The sequence below is a fragment of the Nocardia sp. NPDC004123 genome (assembly GCF_053603795.1).
In genome coordinates, this window is the sequence record NZ_JBSGGG010000005.1 from 21,458 (window position 1) to 39,420 (window position 17,963).

Below are 17,963 nucleotides of genomic sequence, written 5' to 3' on the forward strand. Positions count from 1 at the left end.
CAACCTTTCTCGACGACTAGCTACTGCCATCACTGCGGCGCAATTCGTGCAAGGGAGTCGACACGTCTCGGCCGGTGCCGAGTCGCGGCCGGTCGATCGGAATTTCGGCCAGTGGTGCGGTCTCCCGCATCGAAGCCAACGACCTCTTGGCCAATTCCTGATAGACCTTGACGCCGTTTGCCTTCCACCGCAACGTCTGCTCATCCAACGGCCGGGTCTCGGTCACCGGATTACCCACCGCGAGATGCTCTGCGGGGATCGTCGTGTCCGCCCGAACCATGCTCCCGGCGCCCACGAGCGCGCGTGCCCCCACCCGTGCGCCATCCATCACGACTGCGTTCATGCCGACCATCGCCCCCGACTCGATCACGCAACCGTGCAGTACCGCACCGTGCCCGATGTGAGATTCGGCCTCCAGCAACAACTCTCGCCCCGGAAACGAATGCAGCACACAGCCATCCTGAACATTGGATCCCGCACCGATGACGATCGGGCCGAAGTCGCCTCGGACGCTGGCCACCGGGCCGATGTAGCAGCCAGTTTCGACCACGACGTCTCCGATCAGCACTGCCGACGGGTGCACGAACGCGTCGGCGGCTACAACCGGTATAACTCCGTCAATCTCATAGCTGGGCATACCCACTCCTGTTCCCCCGGGCGGCCCCGGTCCCTTTTCGGAGCCTCTCACAACGTCTCAGGGCGTCAGAATTCGGCATTGAAGCAGGGCTTGAGCCTGTAATCGGCATACCGTGCACTGTCGGCGGTCGGGCAGCCGTCCGAGATGCCCTCGGCCCATTGATCTTCCGAGGTACCGCGCTGGCCGGTTCGGTCAGCGCGGTATGCGGCAATTGAGTATGTTCGCTGCATCGGCCGCGGCCTCTCATAGCGGGGCTGTGTCGGAATCCGGTTGCCGATCCCGCAGCGCACCGACACACTGCTCACGTGAATGACGAGACCTCGGTGAACGACTGATCGTCGCTGAGAAGGTGGTTCAGGCTCTCCGCGCCATCAGGACCGAAACGGACTGCAGTATCCACGAGGCCATCGATGAGTTCGGGCTGCGTTATAACCGTCTGCGCCCGGAACGACCGGACGATTTCACACTGCCGCACGGCGAGTACGGTCGCAACGTCTACATCTGAGTGCCACGACTTCTGCGCCGACACCGCATGTCTCCCGCGCCTCGCGCTGGCGGGTTCGGTCAGGGCGATAGGCATTACGGTGCGTTCGGGAAGGAGCTGATTTGAGACATCCGATGGCATTGTTCGACCTGGATGACACGCTCGTGGATCAGACCGGAGCATTCGGCCTGTGGGTATTCGAGTTCGCCGAAGAGCATCGGCTGCCAGACGGTGCGGTGGGCTGGCTGCAAGCCGCTCCGAAGATGTGGCCGGGGCCGAAGGAGCGAATGTTCAATGAGATCAGAGCACATTTCAGGCTGGCCGAACCAGTTGAGCTGCTGTGGCAGCGGTACCGGCACAGAATGCCCGAACTCGTGCGACCGCGGCCGGGAGTGCTGGAGGGCCTCGCGCTGCTGCGCGGCGGTGGATGGATCGTCGGCATCGTCTCCAACGGTGCACTGGACAATCAGCTCGGCAAGCTCGAACGCACCGGGCTCGCTGAACACGTTGACGGCTACTGCATTTCAGGTGAGGTCGGCTTACGCAAGCCGGATGTCCGCATCTTCGAGCTCGCCGCTCGCCAGATCGGTGCCGATGCCGTCGAGCAGGGATGGATGATCGGCGATGACCCCGAACTCGACGTCGCCGGTGGACACCGCGCAGGAATGCGGACCTGCTGGATAAGCCACGGACGCACGTGGAATGCAGATCTGCCTGTCCCGACCCGTCAGGCACACGACACCAGAGCGGCGATCGACGCGCTGCTATCCCCCGACGCGTCACCGCGATAGCGGGATTCTCCTCAGTACCGATCAGTCACGTCGGCTGCCTACCGGCCCTGCGGTTCGACACGCGCCATTCGGCAGTTGCGGACGTTCCGCCGGCCTCGGATCGGCACGGCCAGTTGATCTTCCGACACACGCGCTGGCCGGTTCGGTCAGCTCGGTATGCGGCATGTGCGGATGTGGCCGCATTTGCTTTGTCGATCTTGCGCTCTGCTCGCCGACGTAGCGGGAACCCGTCGGGTTCGGTCCGCCGCAGGACGGTGGGACCGAATCAAACTGGGGGCATAGTGATTCGCGCGCGAATCGCCTAGTATCCCAATAGGCCGCCGTTGCAGTAGCCGCCGCCACCCATAGTGGGGTGCATGCGGCCGCCAGTCAATTCGCACAGCGTCACCGCCACCGATCCGATGTACCCCGGCTCCTGCGTGGCCTGTTGGAAACTCCCGGTGTCCACGATCGGAGCGACTTCCGGCAACGGACCCGCCGCGGCCGTACCCAGGGCGGAAAGTCCGATTCCGGCCGAAATCATCGCTACTGCAGCTATTTTCATCGGCGTGCGGGTCATTTTGGCAACCTTTGCTCGTGACAACTTGCCAGACGGACGATACGCCTTCACGGCCATGATGAAACGATCATGCTTCCGATTTTGAGGGCACAACTTTCTCGGTAGCGGCAGCGCGCATGTGCCCCCCAGAGTGCTCGCTCATCGGCAGTAGCGGACGTTCTGCGCCGCAACAGGTTCCGACCGCCGGCGCGCTGCGCTGGCCGGTTCGGTCGGCGCTGTCAGCGGCATTACCATCCATTCGTGGAGCCGTGTCTCCGATCTTCAAGCCAGGAGGCACCGACGATGAGCATGTCCATCGACTGGGAGCTGGAAGACTTCGGTTGGGCGAATGTTCGTGTGTCCGATGAGAACACCGACGCAACGGCGGTCGCCTCCTACGTCACCGGTGCACCGCAATATCTCCTGCGAGCGGTCACCGACATCGTGCGCGGCCTTCCCCAGGCCCACGCCGAGTTCGAGGCCGAGCCGACCGTCTATCGATGGCTGTTTCGTCGCCAGGGAAATGAGATCGACATCCGGCTGCTCGAGGTTGCCAACTACGATCTGCCCGACTCGTCAGGAACTCAGCTGTGGCACAGCTGCCAGACCGTCTGGGCACTCGCCGCCTCAGTGTGCATCTGTTTTCGTGACGTCCTGCGACGTTACGGTTTTCAGGGATACCTGGACCGATGGGGCTATCCTTTCCCCCGCAGTGAAGTTGAGGCTCTGACCAGCGGCATCCGTCAGCTGGCGCAACCCGGTGCCGATTCCGATTAACTTCGCGGTGACGCTGCTGCCATTGTCACGCGTTTCCCCCGTCCTGCATGTCCAGCCGCGTGCTCCGGTGCGACCACACCCGGCCGGTTCGCTCAGCGCGGTATGCGGCAGTTCCGGATGTTCTCCTCGCCGCGCTGCAGGGTCGCGATCATGACCGATGGCCGACTGGCCGTCTGGTCGATCGCGATGGGGCACGACGCGCGCGCCGCTCCGACCGGACGGAGTGTAGGTGCCGAAATGGGTCCACGGCCCGGGGACGATCGGTTCAGACGAGCAGGACCCGGCGTCCGCGGGTGTGCCCGGCCTGGCTGTCGGCGTGCGCGGACGCGGCCTCGGTGAGGGGATATGACCGGTCGACCGGGATGTGGAGCTTCCCGCGCGCGATGAGGTCGGCGGCCGCGGCGAGAGCTTCGGGCATGCTGCCGCCGACACCGGCGAATCGGATACCGAGCATCGGCGCCTCGAGGTCGGCGATGGTGATCACTTTGTCCGGGTCTCCGGTCAGGTCGAGGAGTCCGCGGATGACGCCCGCGCCGTTGAGGTCGAGGGCGGCGTCGATGGTGCCGAGCCGGCGTGCTCGCTCCTCCCAACCTGCGTCGTAGGTAATGGCGACGGCGCCCAGGCTTCGCACGTAATCCTGGTTCGCGGCTCCGGCAGTGCCGATCACCTTGATTCCCCGCTCGCGGGCGATCTGCAACACCGCCGACCCGACTCCGCCCGCTGCGCCGCTGACCAGCAGCGTCTGTCCCGGCTGGACGCCGACCAGACGGATGATCCGTAGCGCGGTCTCGACCACCGACGGGTACCCCGCCGCTTCGGCGAAGCTCAATCCCTCGGGTATGCGCGCCCAGGAGGACAGGACGGCGAATTCGGCGTAGGTGTTCGAACCCCGGCCGAACACGGGCTTACCGACCTCTATACCGACTACGCCGTCGCCGATCTCGTCCACCACGCCCGATGCGTCCTGTCCGACGCCGGCGGGCAGCGGGATCGGGTGGATCCGCCGGAACTGTCCCTCGCGGACCCGCCAATCATGCGGGTTCACTCCCGCCGCCCGCACGGCGATGCGTATCTGGCCGGGGCCGGCGTGGGGCTCGGCCACCTCTACCGGTTTCAGGACTTCCGGGCCGCCGTACTCGGCGAAGCGCATTGCTTTCATGCCTCCACGTTATGACTAACGGTTAGCCTTTTACAACGGTTGTTATTTTGTATCGGTTGGTGCTATAGTCGCTTGCCTAACCGTTAGGAATTCGACACCGATGCACTTTTGCAGCTGATAGCATCAAGCGATGACCGTGCCGACCGGGCGTCGTGAGCGCAAGAAGGCCGCGACCCGCCAGAAGATCGCCGACACCGCGCTCGCACTGTTTCTGGAACGCGGATACGACGCGGTGGGCATCCGCGACGTCGCCGCCGAGGCCGACGTGGCCGTCACCACCGTCTTCTCCCACTTCGCCTCGAAAGAGGCCCTCGTCTTCGAGCAGGACGAGAACTTCGAGCAGCGCCTCACCCAGGCGGTCACGGGCAGGTCGGCGGACGAGCCACTGATCCCCGCGCTGCGGCACGAGATCCACGCGATGGTGCGGCACTGCGCGGCCGAGGGCGCCGCGCCGATCTGGCATCTGATCGACCGGACACCCGCCCTGCGCGAGTACGAGGAGTCGATGCGGCTGCGCCACGCGAAGTCGCTGGCGGCGGCCATCGCCGCGGATCTCGGCCAGCCGCGCACCAGCACGGCAAGCCAGGCGATCGCGCGGTTCGTGATCGACGCTTACTCACTGGCCCGTGAGGCAGCCGATCCACAGGCCGCGGTGGACGAAATCTTCCGGATGATCGAAGCGGCCTGGGAGACCGCCCGACCCGCCTGAGGTTCGCAATGCCGTTGCCATTGCAGCACTTGCCGCTGGACCCCAACCGGCCCTACACGGACCGGGCCGCCCTGGCTGCCATCGATCTTCGGCGGTATTGCGGCAAAATAGTGCGCTACCGCTGACTACGTGCTCAGTTCGTTGAACGGGAACACATCCCGGAACCACTGGAGGACATCAGGTCTCATCAGCAATACCCGCTTCGCCTCGGCCGGACTCAGCGGCGGGTCGAACATGTCGGTTGCCGGATTGAACGCCCTCAACTCGGCAGTTGCGGACCGTTCCGCCGGCGTCGGATCCGCAGGGCCCGTTGATCTTCCGATGCCCCGCGCTGGCCGGTTCGGTCAGCGCGGTATGCGGCATGAGCGGATACCACGAGTGGATTCGCCGAAGGCGGTCGGCTACCCGGCCTCGTCCCATTCGTCGCCGATGCATCCCTCGTCGTAAGCCCACCACCCGTCTCGTTCGCCTTGGCGGAGCAGACGTTTCACGGCGGACAGATCGACATGCGGGGGAATACTGAGGGCGACCATCCCGTATTGCTGAAGGCCCTCGTAGTTCGCTCCCAGTGACGCAAAGGTACCGATCACTTGCTTGCTGCAGGTCACCTGCCAATGGTCCTGAGCGGTAAGGGATTACGCGGATCGTGCAATTTCCCGACCACGACACGTGCTCCGTCATCCGCAGCAGGCCCGCGCTGTCGGCAGCGACCCGAATGATGTCACCGATGGCCAGCCCGCGGACAAACCAGGGGGTGTTGGCGAGTTCGACGAGTCCCGGCTCGATCGAAGGGAGTGCCCACATGGATTCGGTACCTACGGGCGGCCAACCGTCCTCATCCACCTCGAGGTCGAAATGAACGCGAACATGGCTCGCCCTTTCCTCATGCGATTCGGTCTGCCGGTCGATCATCACCACAGAATGCACCATGCCCGGATGTTCGGCCGGACGTAGTGCCGGCTTTCATTCCAGGTCAGCGAACACGTCCTCACCGGGACGCCATACGTCCCAGCTCCTGTCGGGGAAGCCTGAAATCATCGCGATTTCGGGGCCAGTCAGTTCCTCGAGTGCCGGATGGATGGAGACCGCACCTATCCCGAACCGCACGACAAGTCCGAGGCCAACAGCTTCCTTGGTCGATACGACGGTCTGGCTTATGAAGGCGCACAACGCATCCCGATATCCGGCATCTCCCAGCGACCGAGTAATGCCGTCGGCGTGAACGGTCGGCCACACATAGCAGGTCAAGCGTGGGCCGTCGAAGTCGAACTGCAGGTAATCCCTGACGAACACCACCGAGGCAAGTTCGAGACCGACCAGGCGAGCGAGCAGCGAATCTCCGAGGGGGTCCATTGGCCTTCCTGGCGGGTGAACTCAGAGGGTTGAGCGGGTTGAACGAACGAACAATAGCCACACCTGGCCGTACCGCTCGTACTGACTGCTACCTCACAACGGTCTGCGTGGTGCACACCGATCGGCAGTTGCATGTGATCGGTCGGCCTCGGATCGGTATGGCCACTTGATCTTCCGGTGCGCCGCGCTGGCCGGGTTGGTCAGCGCGGTCAGCGGCAGAATAGTGCGTTCGGAGCGATCTACCAGAAGGTCAGGCACCTTCCGGATTTCGCCCGCAATAGATTTACCAGCGTTGATTGGCTTGACCGTTGCACGGGTACGTGACGACCGGTGCCGGATCAGGGTTCGCCCCCTGGATATCGAGGCAGAAGTCATTCAGATAGCTACGGATTTCCGCGCCATTCCTGTACCAGGCTTGATTGAGCTGACCGTTACACGGGTACGTGACGACCGGTGCCGGATCGGGGTTCGCCCCCTGAATATCAAGACAGAAACCATTCATTCCACTACGGATCTGCTGGCCGTCCCAATACCAGGCTTGATTGGACTGACCGTTACACGGGTACGAGACGACCGGCGCCGGATCAGGGTTCGCCCCCTGAATATCAAGACAGAAACCATTCATTCCACTACGGATCTGCAGGCTGTCAGCTGACGCCGTAGACGCTACAGTCAATGCGGCAATAGCCGTCAGCAATAGAATGACAGATCTACGAATGCCTTTCAGCACGTTCTTTTCCCCTCCAGTTGCAGCCCCGCTGGCGGCAACTCCGGATGGAGGCTAGCACAGCCACCCGGCGCCGTCTCGGCAGTTTCTCCGACCCTGAGAATTGACGAAAGGCTCTGCCGCGATACGCCTTCCACCCTTCGGGTCCAGCGTCAGTGGGCCGTGGCCCTGCGTCATGGCTTCTCCGTGCGATTGATCGGTGATGACGGGTACGACATGGAGATGAGGGTGGCGGATTACCAGTTCGCGAATGCTGTCGACCTCCGGGTCCGGCGGAGTTGGTTGATCATCTACGGACCGCTCCTCACCGCAGGCAACTGGTCTTTCCCGATGGAAGGCCCGAACCCCGGAAGACGCGGTCGCGCGGGCGCAGTCGGTTCGGCAGGCGCGCCCGAGCCTCATCGACACTGAACACCGGAGTGCGCGACCGACATTCACCGAACGCCACCTTCGTGACACCGAGGCCCGATCATCCTGCCTCGCAGCCACAGCGTCACCTGTACCGACTTCGGATGGCGCACAAGCGATCTGCGGCACGCCTCTGCTTTGCGGTGTCTCGAACGGGTTGCCCTCAGCCGGGCGGCAGTGTCGGTGACCTGTTCGGCCGGCCATGCCTACAGCCATAGCGAAGTGCCAGGTTTGTCCTCGTGAATTGGGTGGTCCGGGCTGAGCAGGTCGATAGACGAGTGCGTTCGACCGGCAATCGTTTTCGAACGGTTGCCGCGTCCAACTGTTGTCGAGCATCGTGCGAACCGTCGATAAGCGAAACCCAAGATTTCGTTAACGCCGTCCTCACAGAGTGGTCTTGTCAGACGACGAAGGGAGAACACAGTGAAGGCACTCGCGAGCACAGCCGTCATCGGCGGAGTCATTGCGGCGGCGGTCATCGGATTGGCCGGGTCGGCGGCGGCGACGGCGACGCCGGTAGTGAACACCTGGTGTCCACACAGCGAGTTGATGCATCCGACGTGGGATGTGAACACCGGGGAACCTGTCATCTGCGTCAGCACCGGGATCACCGGGTACATGTGGGTTCCTGACGCCACCCGCTGATCCCCGGCCACTGCCGCGGATTCACGTGGCGCCCCTTCGGATCCATGCCGGTGAGCGAATCTGGCTGTGCCCCAGTCACCGAAGCGTCCAGCCGACGCAATCCGCAGCAGAGGCCGACACCCGAAAAGCATATCCGCTGCCAGATCCATCGAGTGGCAGACCGGTAGCTGGGCTGATTTCCCGGGCGGCAAGCCGCTCGGTCATCGGCAGTAGCGGACGTTCTGCACCGCACCAGGTTCCGGCCGCGGCGCCCCGCGTTGGCCGGTTCCGTCAGCGCGCCATTCGGCATTCCAAGACGTTCGCCCGCGGGTCCGCTACGTCAGATGATCTCTGGGCGTTGGTCTTCCAACGTAATTGTGCTGGCCGGTTCGGTCAGCGCGGTCAGCGCAGCCGTAGGCAATGGCGGATGTCTTGTACAGCAATGGTTCCCGCACGCTGCGGCTAGTTGGATCTCTCGACGGCGTAAGCGGGGAACCGTTCCCGCATCGCGGCGTCGAACGCGGACGCATCCTCGAGGGAGTCCCACCGGTGGATCTGGTCCCGCTGCAAATACCACCGCATCAACGACGCCGCCTCCGACGCCCGGCCGTCCAACACGCACAGCACGATAGTTCCGCGCAGCAGCGTCGGATCCGGATTCGTTTCCCACGGCGCGATTGTCGGTTCGCGTGCCGTCTGCAGAAGAGCAGGGAACGTGGATCGTTTGGCGAACCACTCACGCAGGCGGAGTTCGATAGCAGATGTTCTGTGCCGCAGCGAGTCTGACCAACTGATCGTCTCCAGATGACCAGCGCTACCAGCGCAATATGCGGTAGTAGAGGGCGCTCGGCGGCGTTGCAACCTGCGCGTAGGAGATACCCTGTCGCCTGCCAGCTTGAAGGGACCACCACGTTGCCAGTCGTGGGACCACCGACAGCGGGTGGTCCACTGAGCGAACATGTTCCAGATCCGTTGTGCGGACCGATCATGGCGAGAGCAGCCGGACGTTCGATAGGTAGCGGAGTTCAGGGTGTTCGCGGGAGTGTGGATGCGGTTTCGGCTGCACCGATGAGTTTCGGGTGGATCCGTAGTCGATACGGCTGGATACACCGACAGCGGTGGGCCTGTGCGGGGAGCGTTCCGGTGCGGGAGGAAACACATGGAGGCAATGATGAGTGTCGACGACCTCGGGCAGGAGTGCACGATCCTGACGGGTGAGCAGGAGCCGCGGGTGAGCGGTGCCAGGGTGTTGGTGGCGGGGGCGAGCATCGCCGGGCCCGCGCTGGCCCACTGGTTGCGCCGACGGGGAGCCGAGGTGACCGTAGTCGAGCGAGAGCCCGAACTGCGTCCAGGCGGGCAAGCGGTGGACGCGCGCGGAGTAGCCAAGGAGGTCCTCCACCGGATGGGTCTGGACGCGGCGGTGCGCGCGGCCCGCACCGAGACCGCCGGCGCGTACACCGTGGACGCGGACGGGAACGTGCTGGAGACCTTCCACGCGGACGACGACGGTGGCGACGGGTTCATCGCGGAGATCGAGATCCTGCGCGGGGATCTGTCCCGGGTGCTCTACGACGACACCCGCGCCGGTGTCGAGTACCTCTTCGGCGACCGGATCGCCGAACTCACCCAGGACGCGGATGGGGTCGAGGTGAGTTTCGCAAGCGGCGACCGGCGCCGCTTCGATCTGGTGGTCGGGGCGGACGGGCTGCACTCAGCGCTGCGCGCGATGGTCTTTGGGCCGCACGAGCGGTTCCTCCGCCACCTCGGGCACGTGCTGGCCTTCTACAGTGTGCCCAACGAGTTCGGGCTGGATCGCTGGCTGCTCGAGTACCAGGAGCCCGGCCGCTCGGCCCTGCTGCGCCCCATTCAGGACGCTACGCGGGCGATGGCCATGTTCTACTTCGTCGCGGCCGACTTCGACGTCGACTACCGTGACGTGGAGGCCCAGAAGCGCCTGCTGCGTGAGCAGATGGCGGGCCTGGGCTGGTTGACCCCGGACATCCTGGCGCATCTGGACGACACCCCGGACTTCTATCTCGACCAGGTTGCCCAGGTGGTGATGGACCGCTGGTCGATCGGACGGGTGGGGCTGCTCGGGGACGCGGCGTTCAGCTCATCGCCGATGTCCGGGCAGGGCACCGGGTTGGCTCTGGTCGGCGCCTACCTGCTGGCCGGTGAATTGGCCGCCGCCGGATGGGATCCCGCGGCCGGATTCGCCCGCTACGAGGCGCGGATGCGGTCGTTCGTCGAGGCCAACCAGGAGATCGGCCGGTTGAATGCCCGCAGCCGCGACGTCCCCGGGCCGGACGCCGAGCCGGGTCCCGATTTCGCCGGCGAATGGTTCACCGAACTGCTCGAGCGCGCCATCAACGGCGTTGAGTTGCCCGACTACTCCGGGGTGCCCGACACCGGGGCCCCATCCGGACCGGCGATCATCTCCTCGGCCAGGCCGTAGCGGTCATACAACGCGTCGAGCGGGGACGACGCTTCGGTAGGCCACCGCCTGGGCCGGTTCGGCTCATGCCGCTGGTCACGCATTCGGGAACGCGGCCTCCACCAGCCGAACGTGCGATAACTTGTTCCACTTCTGCACTGCGTCCGGTGGTCCCAGGACTGGCGGCTGTCGAGCGGTCGGTCGGGGCGAGCCCCACACGGCATCGAGACACACCGTGATCTCGCCTGTAATCCTGGGCAGCCCCGACCTGTCGTCACCTCAACCCGATTACACGCTGCAGGGCTTCAACCCCATTACCGCTATGCCGGGACGACGACAGACCAGGGCACCGACCGAACCGCTTGACACAAAACGCCTTACGCTGATTACAGGACGTTGCCGGTTCGCCACCCAGCAGCTATCGATGCTGGGTGGGCCCACTCGACGAGTTGGAAACTTCCTCCGAGCTTGTCGGTTCATGCGGGTGTGCGTTGTACCAGGTCCAGGATGAAGGCGGTTACGTCCGTTGGCTTTTCCTCGGCCATGAAGTGGCCGGCGTCGATCGGCTGGTAGGTGGCGGTCGGAGCCCATTGCCGCCAGAGAGCGGCTGCGTCGAATCCGAGACGTGCCCCCCAGTCCTGGGAGATCACTGCAACAGGCATGGCCAACTGGGCGCCTGCCTTGCGGTCGGCTCGGTCCATCGCCAAATCGATTCCGGCGGTGGCCCGGTAGTCGGCGACGATGGATGGCACAGCGCGCGTGGAGCTGTCGATGTAGTGTCGGCGGACCTCGGGTGGGAAGGTGGTTCCGCTGGGGTCCCAGGCGTCGAGGAACGAGCTGAAGAAGTCTTCGGCGACGGCTTCGATCATCCGCTCGGGCAAGCCCTTTGGTTGTGCCATCAGATATAGGTGCCAAGCGACGGCGGCATCGACACCGTGCAGCACGTCCCAGGTATCCATGGTCGGCAACACATCCAGAATTCCCAAGTGGGTGATCATGTCCGGGTGGTCGAGCGCTGCTCGGACCCCGACCAGCGCTCCGCGGTCATGGCCGATGAGGCTGAACTGTTCGTAGCCGAGTTCGCGCACGACACTGACGATGTCGAGCGCCATGGTCCGCTTCGAATAGGTGTCCGGCGTCGCCTCTTCGGGTTTGTCGCTCGCACCGTAGCCACGCAGATCAGGCACGATCACCCGGTGGCGGTCTGCCAGTTCACGGGCAACATGCCGCCACATGAGGTGAGTCTGCGGAAAGCCGTGCAACAGGACGATGGGGTGGCCGTCACCGCCGACGGCGACATTCAGATGGACGCTGTCCGCCCCCAGGACATGGCGGTATTCGAAGTCGTTGATTGTCGTGCCCGACATGGGCGCGCACCTTTCGTCGATCGGTTGGACGTGTCGTCAGGAGAAAATGGCGGGTAGCGGAGGTTCTGCACTCGCGCTTGCTCGCAGAGCCGGGACAAGAATCGTGTCGACCAGATGTGCCAGATACTCGGCTCCGGCGGGAAGCCCGTTCAGCCTGCGTAGAAGCAGCACTGCCCCAGTGATTTCCTCGAAAGGGAATGGTTGAGCACCGGCTGGTAGCTCGCCCCGGGTGATGGCAGCCGATATCACCGAGGCTGGCAACTTGGCGCCGGTGGGCCCGCTCGCTTCTTCGATGTGGCGACACAGGTCGGGATCCTCCAGACCCGCATGCAGCAGCATCAAGCTCATCGTCGGGTCGGCAGCATCCATCGTGGTGGCGAGCCGTTCACACAAGGCAATCAGGTCTCCGCGCAAGGAACCGGTATCGACCGGGTCCGCGGAGGTGCCGGCTGCGGGACCGGCCTTGACCGCGGCAACCACCATGTCCCGCTTGGTCTCCCAGCGCCGGTACAGCGTCGCCTTCGACGCCCGAGCACGACGCGCGACCGCCTCGAACGTCAAAGCGTCATAACCGACCTCACCCACCAGCTCCAGCACACACGCGAGGATCTCGACCTCACGCGCCGCATCACGGGGCCTTCCTGCACGCACTTCAGGTACCGGATCCGTGGTGTGACTATTACGAAACGACACGTTCTGTACCGTATGTGGAATTCGGCTGGTTGTCCACCGATCGGTCCGGTCATCCCGAAAGCCGAATGGCGCTGAACAACTGCCCGGCATTTCGACATCCGTACATCGGCCTGATGGTGGGTCCACTTGCAGGCGCCGTGGCTGCTGCCAACCGCCCGGGTCGCGGCATGACAGTGCACTGCGGATGCCCGTGTCGGCGGGTTGATCTACATTTCAGAACGTGTCATCTGCATTCTCCTGGCTCGCGGTACGCGGCCTGTCTTCTGGTGCCGTGCTGGACCATCTCGGATTAATCGATACCGGCGTCGCCCACACTGCTGGAAGTTCACAACTTGCTGCCAAGGCACTGTCCGATGGCTGGTACATCGTCGTGAATTACGACGTTGACCCTGCGGGCTATGTGAGCAAAACCCAGCTCCTGGAACGTCTCTCAATGCAAGGCGATGTGATTGCCTGCTATGACTCGTCCTACGGTGACAGCGCCGTTGCTGAGTGGAGAAGCGGTCGTCGGATCTGGAGCGTGGCCCACTACTGCGTTGGCGGGGAGATACCCGACCACCTCGAATACGAGGGCGACCTACCAGTTGCGTTCTCCAAGATCCTCGCCAAGGCCCAAGCCGCCTATGCTGACTTCGGTTTTTGTTTCCATGCGGTCGCGATTGACCTCGCAGGGGAGGTCACGGGTTCCCGTGAGAATCGCGAGCTGGGCCTCACAGAGATCGCTTGGGCCAACTGACAGCACGAAACTCAGCAGAAGCGGACGTTCTGTAGCCGGCTGGATTCCGGCCGGCGGCATCCCGCAGTGGCCGGTCAGGTCAACCCGGTCAGCGGCATTACCGGATATCTCGGGCCGCAGCGCGTTCAGCAACACTCGGTCGCACATCCAGCGGCAATCGCGGGACCTCCTGGACCCCAGACGATTTCACTCGTTCTTGGGAAGTCGTGGTTCCGTGTCGGGTGAAAGCCGTTCGCTGCCGGAAGCGTCGACCGGACCCGGGCGAGTGACGACCAGACGGCTGATAGCGTCCAGCCACACGTCCTCGGGTGAAAGCGGTTCGCTGCCGGGAGGATAGATCGGTTCCTGGCGAGTTCCGAACAAGTAGTCGCGGAAGGCTCGCAGGTACTCGTCCAGATCCCGTTGATCGGCGAACCTGGTCTCGGTCGGATCGAACCATTCGTCCGGTGTCGGCCGCCACCAGATCATGAAATCGAGGGCTTCGCGCACCAGGGCCCCGTAGGTCGGATCCGCGGCGCAGGCGTGACGCAGCACCGAGGCGTAATCCCGCATTCCACGGCCGCCCTCGGCGCGGTGCATGTCCATCAGCGGCCACAGCAGGCCATCGATATGCGGGATTTCGTCCCACCATGTGGTTTTCGTGCGCGGATTCGCGTCAGCCCGCACTCGGCGGTGTGATGCGGCGACTGGCGTCGGGTAGTCGCAGGGTGCTCCCCGTCGGTCGATATCGTGGGTCGGCCCGATTCCGAGGTTCACGGGTGGGTACCAGACCCCGCGCCACACTGAAACGCCGAGATAGCGGGGATTCACCGGTAGTGGCTCGGCCAGTGAGACGTCGACGGTAATTCGGTGCACGGGTGGCAACAGTCCATCGGGGAACAGATCGGCGACCATCGACAAGCAATCCCGCACGTCGAAGCCGGTCACACCGACACCCCGCCAGAACCGGGCGTCAACGCACTCGTGCGGGTCGAATTCGATCCAGAACCGCCGCGCCGTGGTCATCCGCGATTTCCTCCCACCGGCACCGATGTCGAACGTCAACCCGATAATCCCAGAGCTGATCAGCGTCCACCACTCGATAATCGGCATGAGGGTGCGTTCGGCCGGCCTGCGGCTCGGCCTGTCCGAGCCGCCCCGTAAGCGGCAGTAGAGGATGTTTGTAACGGCGCTCGTAAGGAGCGGCACGCACATGCCTGTCTGTCAGATGTCGAGCGTGTCGGCGAAGTCCTCCGTGTAGCCAATGAGCAGGATCCGCTGCCCGCAGAATATCGTCGCGAGCTCCGACCAGGCGGAGGAGTCCGAGGCGCCGTACAACGAGGCCAGATCGGCGACGACTGCTTGCGCTTCCTCGTAGGTCGGAGCAGCGGGGCGGGCGAAGCCGAGAAGCGAAGCGCCGGTACCGATGTGGCGATATCCATGGCCAGCCATTCGCCGCGCGATGGCGTGGTTCTGGAAGGTATCCCAATCGCCATCGAAATAGCCGTTCGGGATTCCGGCGAGCGCGAGGTCGTCACGACTGACCGGCACGCGCTGGACCACCACCACATCGTCGACAGCACGATCGGGCTGCCGATTGACCTCGACGAGAGCCTTGACGTCGGCCTCCGCTCCGCCTCCGTTCCGAGTACCGACGAGTGCCTCCCAGTCGACGCGCAAGTCTGGATCGTCGAGAACCGCGGCGATGCGGTCGATGCGCGCGTTGTCGGCATGATGTGCCGCGGTGAAGTCACCTTCTTCGTACTCGTGCTCTTCGTAGCCGAGCCGATCATCGAAGGAGGCGTGGATGCTGGTGTATTGACACTGGTCCACATCATCGAGGCTGCACAGAAGCCGTGCGGGCGCGTACTTTCCGCGAAGTGAGTCCAACGCGGTCAGCAACTCCGAGAACGAATCGACCTCATCGAATCGGGCCACTGTGTTGGTATTCCATCGTTCTCGCGTGACTGGGCCGATGGTTTCGTAGGAGGTCACTCGCATACCGCGTATTCTGCCAAGCCGCCGCAGTCCGGGTGATCGCGCTCAACTCGGCAGAATAGTGCGTTCGGCGCACCGCGATGACCGCGGGCCAGTTGTCCCTCGGGCCCGCAGTACGGGAGCCGTGAATTGATGCCCGGGTCGCGCTGGCGCGGGACGTTGAGGGCAACCGTTCGAGCCGGTATCGGACTATGCGGTCGGCCTGATCCAAGCGCGCCGAACCTCTTGCGGCCGAGTACGTTCAATGTTCTGTGGAGCCTAGCAACCTTCCGTCGGTGTACGGATCTGTCGTTGAATTCGTGGAGAACCATCTCAGTCTTCTGTACCGGCGAGAAGTCGGTAAGGGCCGTCGAGTGTGGTGTCCGCAGTGGTGGTTGCACGCTGAGGCCGTCGCGCGACTGGATGCTATGTGGCGGGCGTGGGAGCATTATCGGATCGATAGCAGAACGGGTTTGAGCGTGTGGTTTCTCGACCACGCCGATCCGCATATGAGCATCCTGTTCGACCCGGACGGCCCCTTCCAGTTTTGCTCCACCACATCCGGACACTCCGACGAAATGCCGCCGCTTCAGCTGATCGCGACGCCGCCGGGCCTCTACAAGTCATCCTGAACTGTTGCGCGCCCGGCACACCTGCTTTTCGGGGTGGTCCGCTGGTTCAGCCTCTGGTGATCGACTGCCATCGTGTAATCGGCATGAGCGGGCGTTCTGCGCCGCACCAGGTTCCTGCCGCCGGTGCCCCCGCGCTGGCCGGTTCGGTCAGCGCGGTATGCGGCAGAAGAGTGTGTTGTGTCGGGGGGATCAGATACATTCCCCGCATACCGCATCGGTGAGGTTCAGAGTTGTTCGCGACCGACCGGGCCGGTCGGCACACATCCAGTCCAGTGCTGAAGGAAGTATCCCGTTGCGGGTCGATGTTGAAGGCGCGGTTCGAACTGCGCGCTTGGCGGCCGAGTTCGACTGGACCTGGTATCTGGACAAGGATCTTCCCAGATTCTGTGATGCTGCCGGGTGGGATCTCGGCGAATCCACCGAGTACGGAACGGACATGCACACGGATCTGCGGGTAGTTCACCCTCGTGCGTCAGTGTGGCGACGGAAACGAATGTTCGACACGATGTTGGTGCACGTCAGCGACGAGATCGAGGCGTCGATTCCGTGGGCGGAGCGGCGGCGGTCGCTGGTGGATGGCTTTGCAGCACTTGGCAACGGTCTGTTTCCAGCGATGGGTCCTCCCACCCGGATCGCGCCGGGGCAATCGGCGATGATGAGTTGGGAGCATCCGCGGGTGTGGATCGAACTGAAGATCTTCTCCGACACCGTCATGTTGACTCTCATCAGTCAGGATTGGCAGGCCACCGCTGATGCCGAAGCACGATACTTGGCCGGTGACTGGTGAGCATCGAAGGTACTGACATGAACGCGATGGGCCTCGACACAACGTGGCAGGAGTTTTCTGCGGGATTGGCATTAGCCTTGTCGTGCATGCCCGCCGAGGCGTATCTGGTGCTCAACGCTGCAGACGGCCGGTATGCCCGCTTCTACGTGAATACGCCCGTGCTGTGGTGCGAAATCGTTCACAACGAGCAACTCGCCGAAGCATGGCGGATGCCTGAACAGGTCGAAGCCGTTCTACAGCAACACAGTTGGGCGTCTCCGGTCGATGGGCAGTCCGTCAACTGGCATCGATTGGTAGCCTGGCCGGTGCCTTTCCGTGCATACGAGTTGGTCGCGGACGATGTATCCGTAGCGCTGTGTCACGGTGTGCGGGTGGGAGATCCGACCGAGCTCAGTATCGATGCCTGGATCCAGAACTCGGACGAAGACTTCAACATCTCAGTGTTGACGGGTGTCGTCGAAGGCTGACTACGACACCTTGACCAGGAGTTGGGTGCCGCGGATGGCCAGACGAACGGGACCACACTCAATTCGGCAGTAGCGGACGTTCCGTCGGCCTCGGATCGGCACGGCCAGTTGATCTTCCGATGCCCGGCGCTGGCCGGTTCGGTCAGCGCGGTATGCGGCAATTCCGGATGCGCGTGGGTCGTCGCCTCTCCTAGCGAGCAACCGCTGTCTAACGAGAATGCATTGGCATACACACCATCTCGACGTCTCGTAATGTCAGCGCATGCTCATGCCACCTGAGCGCCTGGGCAGGGTGAGCAGGGGCGGATTGTCGGGTGGGTCAGGGGGCGACGAACATGCCAGTGATCGCGTGAGAGAACGGGATGAGCAGCATCGACAGGATTGAGAAGAACAGGGCATAGCCGGCAGCGCGCTCATGTCTCCAGTGGCCGATGCCGCTGAACATGAATGCGGGAAGGACCAGAACCGGGCCGATGACGATCGACAGGGTTGACAGCACGATAGAGATGACCGAGCACGCCGGTGTCGCGACACTGTGCACCTTCCTGTTGTCCGCGTAGTCCGGATAGTGCCGAAGGTCAGCGTTGCGACGGAATGCCATGGCGGTGATCGTATGGGACACAACCTATTTGCGATGGCGACGCCCCGGCCTCCCCTCCTTATCGCCCCGAGGCCCCTCGACGG

21 protein-coding genes and 1 pseudogene are annotated in these 17,963 nt (G+C 63.7%); 8 read left to right on the forward strand and 14 right to left on the reverse strand.

Annotation, left to right across the window (positions count from 1 at the left end):
- Positions 1-16 precede the first annotated feature (16 nt).
- Positions 17-637, reverse strand: a complete 621-nt coding sequence (locus ACWEQQ_RS08235; RefSeq protein WP_452347726.1) for a gamma carbonic anhydrase family protein — start codon at positions 635-637, stop codon at positions 17-19.
- Between the two features lie 301 nt (positions 638-938).
- On the reverse strand, positions 939-1,166 hold the full coding sequence (locus ACWEQQ_RS08240; protein WP_452347727.1) for a hypothetical protein: 228 nt from the start codon (positions 1,164-1,166) through the stop codon (positions 939-941).
- 89 nt (positions 1,167-1,255) lie between these two features.
- Here ACWEQQ_RS08240 and ACWEQQ_RS08245 point away from each other — a divergent pair, with 89 nt between their 5' ends.
- Positions 1,256-1,912: an HAD family hydrolase gene (locus ACWEQQ_RS08245; protein WP_452345933.1), complete on the forward strand. Its 657-nt coding sequence runs from the start codon at positions 1,256-1,258 to the stop codon at positions 1,910-1,912.
- A gap of 301 nt (positions 1,913-2,213) precedes the next feature.
- Here ACWEQQ_RS08245 and ACWEQQ_RS08250 read toward each other — a convergent pair whose 3' ends face one another.
- A complete protein-coding gene (locus ACWEQQ_RS08250; RefSeq protein WP_452347728.1) occupies positions 2,214-2,528 on the reverse strand; it encodes a hypothetical protein in 315 nt (104 codons plus the stop codon).
- A 225-nt stretch (positions 2,529-2,753) separates the two neighbouring features.
- On the opposite strand from ACWEQQ_RS08250, the gene ACWEQQ_RS08255 reads away from it, so the two are divergent.
- Positions 2,754-3,227 (forward strand): hypothetical protein, encoded by a 474-nt coding sequence (locus ACWEQQ_RS08255; protein WP_452347729.1) that lies wholly within the window; start codon positions 2,754-2,756, stop codon positions 3,225-3,227.
- 265 nt (positions 3,228-3,492) lie between these two features.
- Here the strand turns inward: ACWEQQ_RS08255 and ACWEQQ_RS08260 are convergent, their stop codons facing one another.
- A complete protein-coding gene (locus ACWEQQ_RS08260; RefSeq protein ID WP_452347730.1) occupies positions 3,493-4,386 on the reverse strand; it encodes an NADP-dependent oxidoreductase in 894 nt (297 codons plus the stop codon).
- Between the two features lie 130 nt (positions 4,387-4,516).
- Between ACWEQQ_RS08260 and ACWEQQ_RS08265 the strand changes: the two genes are divergently transcribed.
- Complete coding sequence (locus tag ACWEQQ_RS08265; RefSeq protein WP_452347731.1) at positions 4,517-5,095, forward strand: TetR/AcrR family transcriptional regulator; 579 nt, start codon at positions 4,517-4,519, stop codon at positions 5,093-5,095.
- Between the two features lie 401 nt (positions 5,096-5,496).
- Here ACWEQQ_RS08265 and ACWEQQ_RS08270 read toward each other — a convergent pair whose 3' ends face one another.
- From ACWEQQ_RS08270 to ACWEQQ_RS08290, 5 genes and pseudogenes are all read right to left on the reverse strand, one after another.
- Positions 5,497-5,703, reverse strand: a complete 207-nt coding sequence (locus tag ACWEQQ_RS08270) for a DUF4265 domain-containing protein (protein WP_452347732.1) — start codon at positions 5,701-5,703, stop codon at positions 5,497-5,499.
- Between the two features lie 49 nt (positions 5,704-5,752).
- A pseudogene (locus ACWEQQ_RS08275) lies at positions 5,753-6,025 on the reverse strand (DUF4265 domain-containing protein); the annotation flags it as partial.
- Between the two features lie 33 nt (positions 6,026-6,058).
- A complete protein-coding gene (locus ACWEQQ_RS08280; protein ID WP_452347733.1) occupies positions 6,059-6,448 on the reverse strand; it encodes a hypothetical protein in 390 nt (129 codons plus the stop codon).
- Positions 6,449-6,731: 283 nt separating this feature from the next.
- Positions 6,732-7,178, reverse strand: a complete 447-nt coding sequence (locus ACWEQQ_RS08285; protein ID WP_452347734.1) for an RICIN domain-containing protein — start codon at positions 7,176-7,178, stop codon at positions 6,732-6,734.
- A gap of 611 nt (positions 7,179-7,789) precedes the next feature.
- Positions 7,790-8,203: a hypothetical protein gene (locus tag ACWEQQ_RS08290; RefSeq protein WP_452347735.1), complete on the reverse strand. Its 414-nt coding sequence runs from the start codon at positions 8,201-8,203 to the stop codon at positions 7,790-7,792.
- A gap of 1,175 nt (positions 8,204-9,378) precedes the next feature.
- Here ACWEQQ_RS08290 and ACWEQQ_RS08295 point away from each other — a divergent pair.
- Complete coding sequence (locus ACWEQQ_RS08295) at positions 9,379-10,662, forward strand: FAD-dependent monooxygenase (RefSeq protein ID WP_452347736.1); 1,284 nt, start codon at positions 9,379-9,381, stop codon at positions 10,660-10,662.
- Positions 10,663-11,117: 455 nt separating this feature from the next.
- On the opposite strand, the gene ACWEQQ_RS08300 is transcribed toward ACWEQQ_RS08295, so the two are convergent.
- Entirely contained in the window at positions 11,118-12,008 is an 891-nt protein-coding gene (locus ACWEQQ_RS08300) for an alpha/beta fold hydrolase (protein ID WP_452347737.1), read from the reverse strand.
- A gap of 36 nt (positions 12,009-12,044) precedes the next feature.
- The gene (locus ACWEQQ_RS08305) at positions 12,045-12,701 is read right to left on the reverse strand and encodes a TetR/AcrR family transcriptional regulator (protein WP_452347738.1); all 657 of its coding nucleotides are present in this window, start codon (positions 12,699-12,701) and stop codon (positions 12,045-12,047) included.
- Positions 12,702-12,921: 220 nt separating this feature from the next.
- Here ACWEQQ_RS08305 and ACWEQQ_RS08310 point away from each other — a divergent pair, with 220 nt between their 5' ends.
- The gene (locus ACWEQQ_RS08310) at positions 12,922-13,437 is read left to right on the forward strand and encodes a hypothetical protein (RefSeq protein WP_452347739.1); all 516 of its coding nucleotides are present in this window, start codon (positions 12,922-12,924) and stop codon (positions 13,435-13,437) included.
- Positions 13,438-13,623: 186 nt separating this feature from the next.
- On the opposite strand, the gene ACWEQQ_RS08315 is transcribed toward ACWEQQ_RS08310, so the two are convergent.
- Together ACWEQQ_RS08315 and ACWEQQ_RS08320 are read right to left on the reverse strand one after the other, a co-directional pair.
- Positions 13,624-14,442, reverse strand: coding sequence for a hypothetical protein (locus tag ACWEQQ_RS08315; protein ID WP_452347740.1), 819 nt, complete (start codon positions 14,440-14,442; stop codon positions 13,624-13,626).
- A gap of 198 nt (positions 14,443-14,640) precedes the next feature.
- A complete protein-coding gene (locus tag ACWEQQ_RS08320; RefSeq protein WP_452347741.1) occupies positions 14,641-15,417 on the reverse strand; it encodes a hypothetical protein in 777 nt (258 codons plus the stop codon).
- Positions 15,418-15,689: 272 nt separating this feature from the next.
- On the opposite strand from ACWEQQ_RS08320, the gene ACWEQQ_RS08325 reads away from it, so the two are divergent.
- The 3 genes from ACWEQQ_RS08325 (at position 15,690) to ACWEQQ_RS08335 (ending at position 17,279) form a co-directional block, all read left to right on the forward strand.
- Entirely contained in the window at positions 15,690-16,025 is a 336-nt protein-coding gene (locus ACWEQQ_RS08325; RefSeq protein WP_452347742.1) for a DUF4913 domain-containing protein, read from the forward strand.
- 292 nt (positions 16,026-16,317) lie between these two features.
- The gene (locus ACWEQQ_RS08330) at positions 16,318-16,812 is read left to right on the forward strand and encodes a DUF6301 family protein (RefSeq protein WP_452347743.1); all 495 of its coding nucleotides are present in this window, start codon (positions 16,318-16,320) and stop codon (positions 16,810-16,812) included.
- Between the two features lie 17 nt (positions 16,813-16,829).
- Positions 16,830-17,279 (forward strand): TY-Chap domain-containing protein, encoded by a 450-nt coding sequence (locus ACWEQQ_RS08335; RefSeq protein ID WP_452347744.1) that lies wholly within the window; start codon positions 16,830-16,832, stop codon positions 17,277-17,279.
- A 319-nt stretch (positions 17,280-17,598) separates the two neighbouring features.
- Here the strand turns inward: ACWEQQ_RS08335 and ACWEQQ_RS08340 are convergent, their stop codons facing one another.
- Positions 17,599-17,880: a hypothetical protein gene (locus ACWEQQ_RS08340; protein ID WP_452347745.1), complete on the reverse strand. Its 282-nt coding sequence runs from the start codon at positions 17,878-17,880 to the stop codon at positions 17,599-17,601.
- Positions 17,881-17,963: the final 83 nt, after the last annotated feature.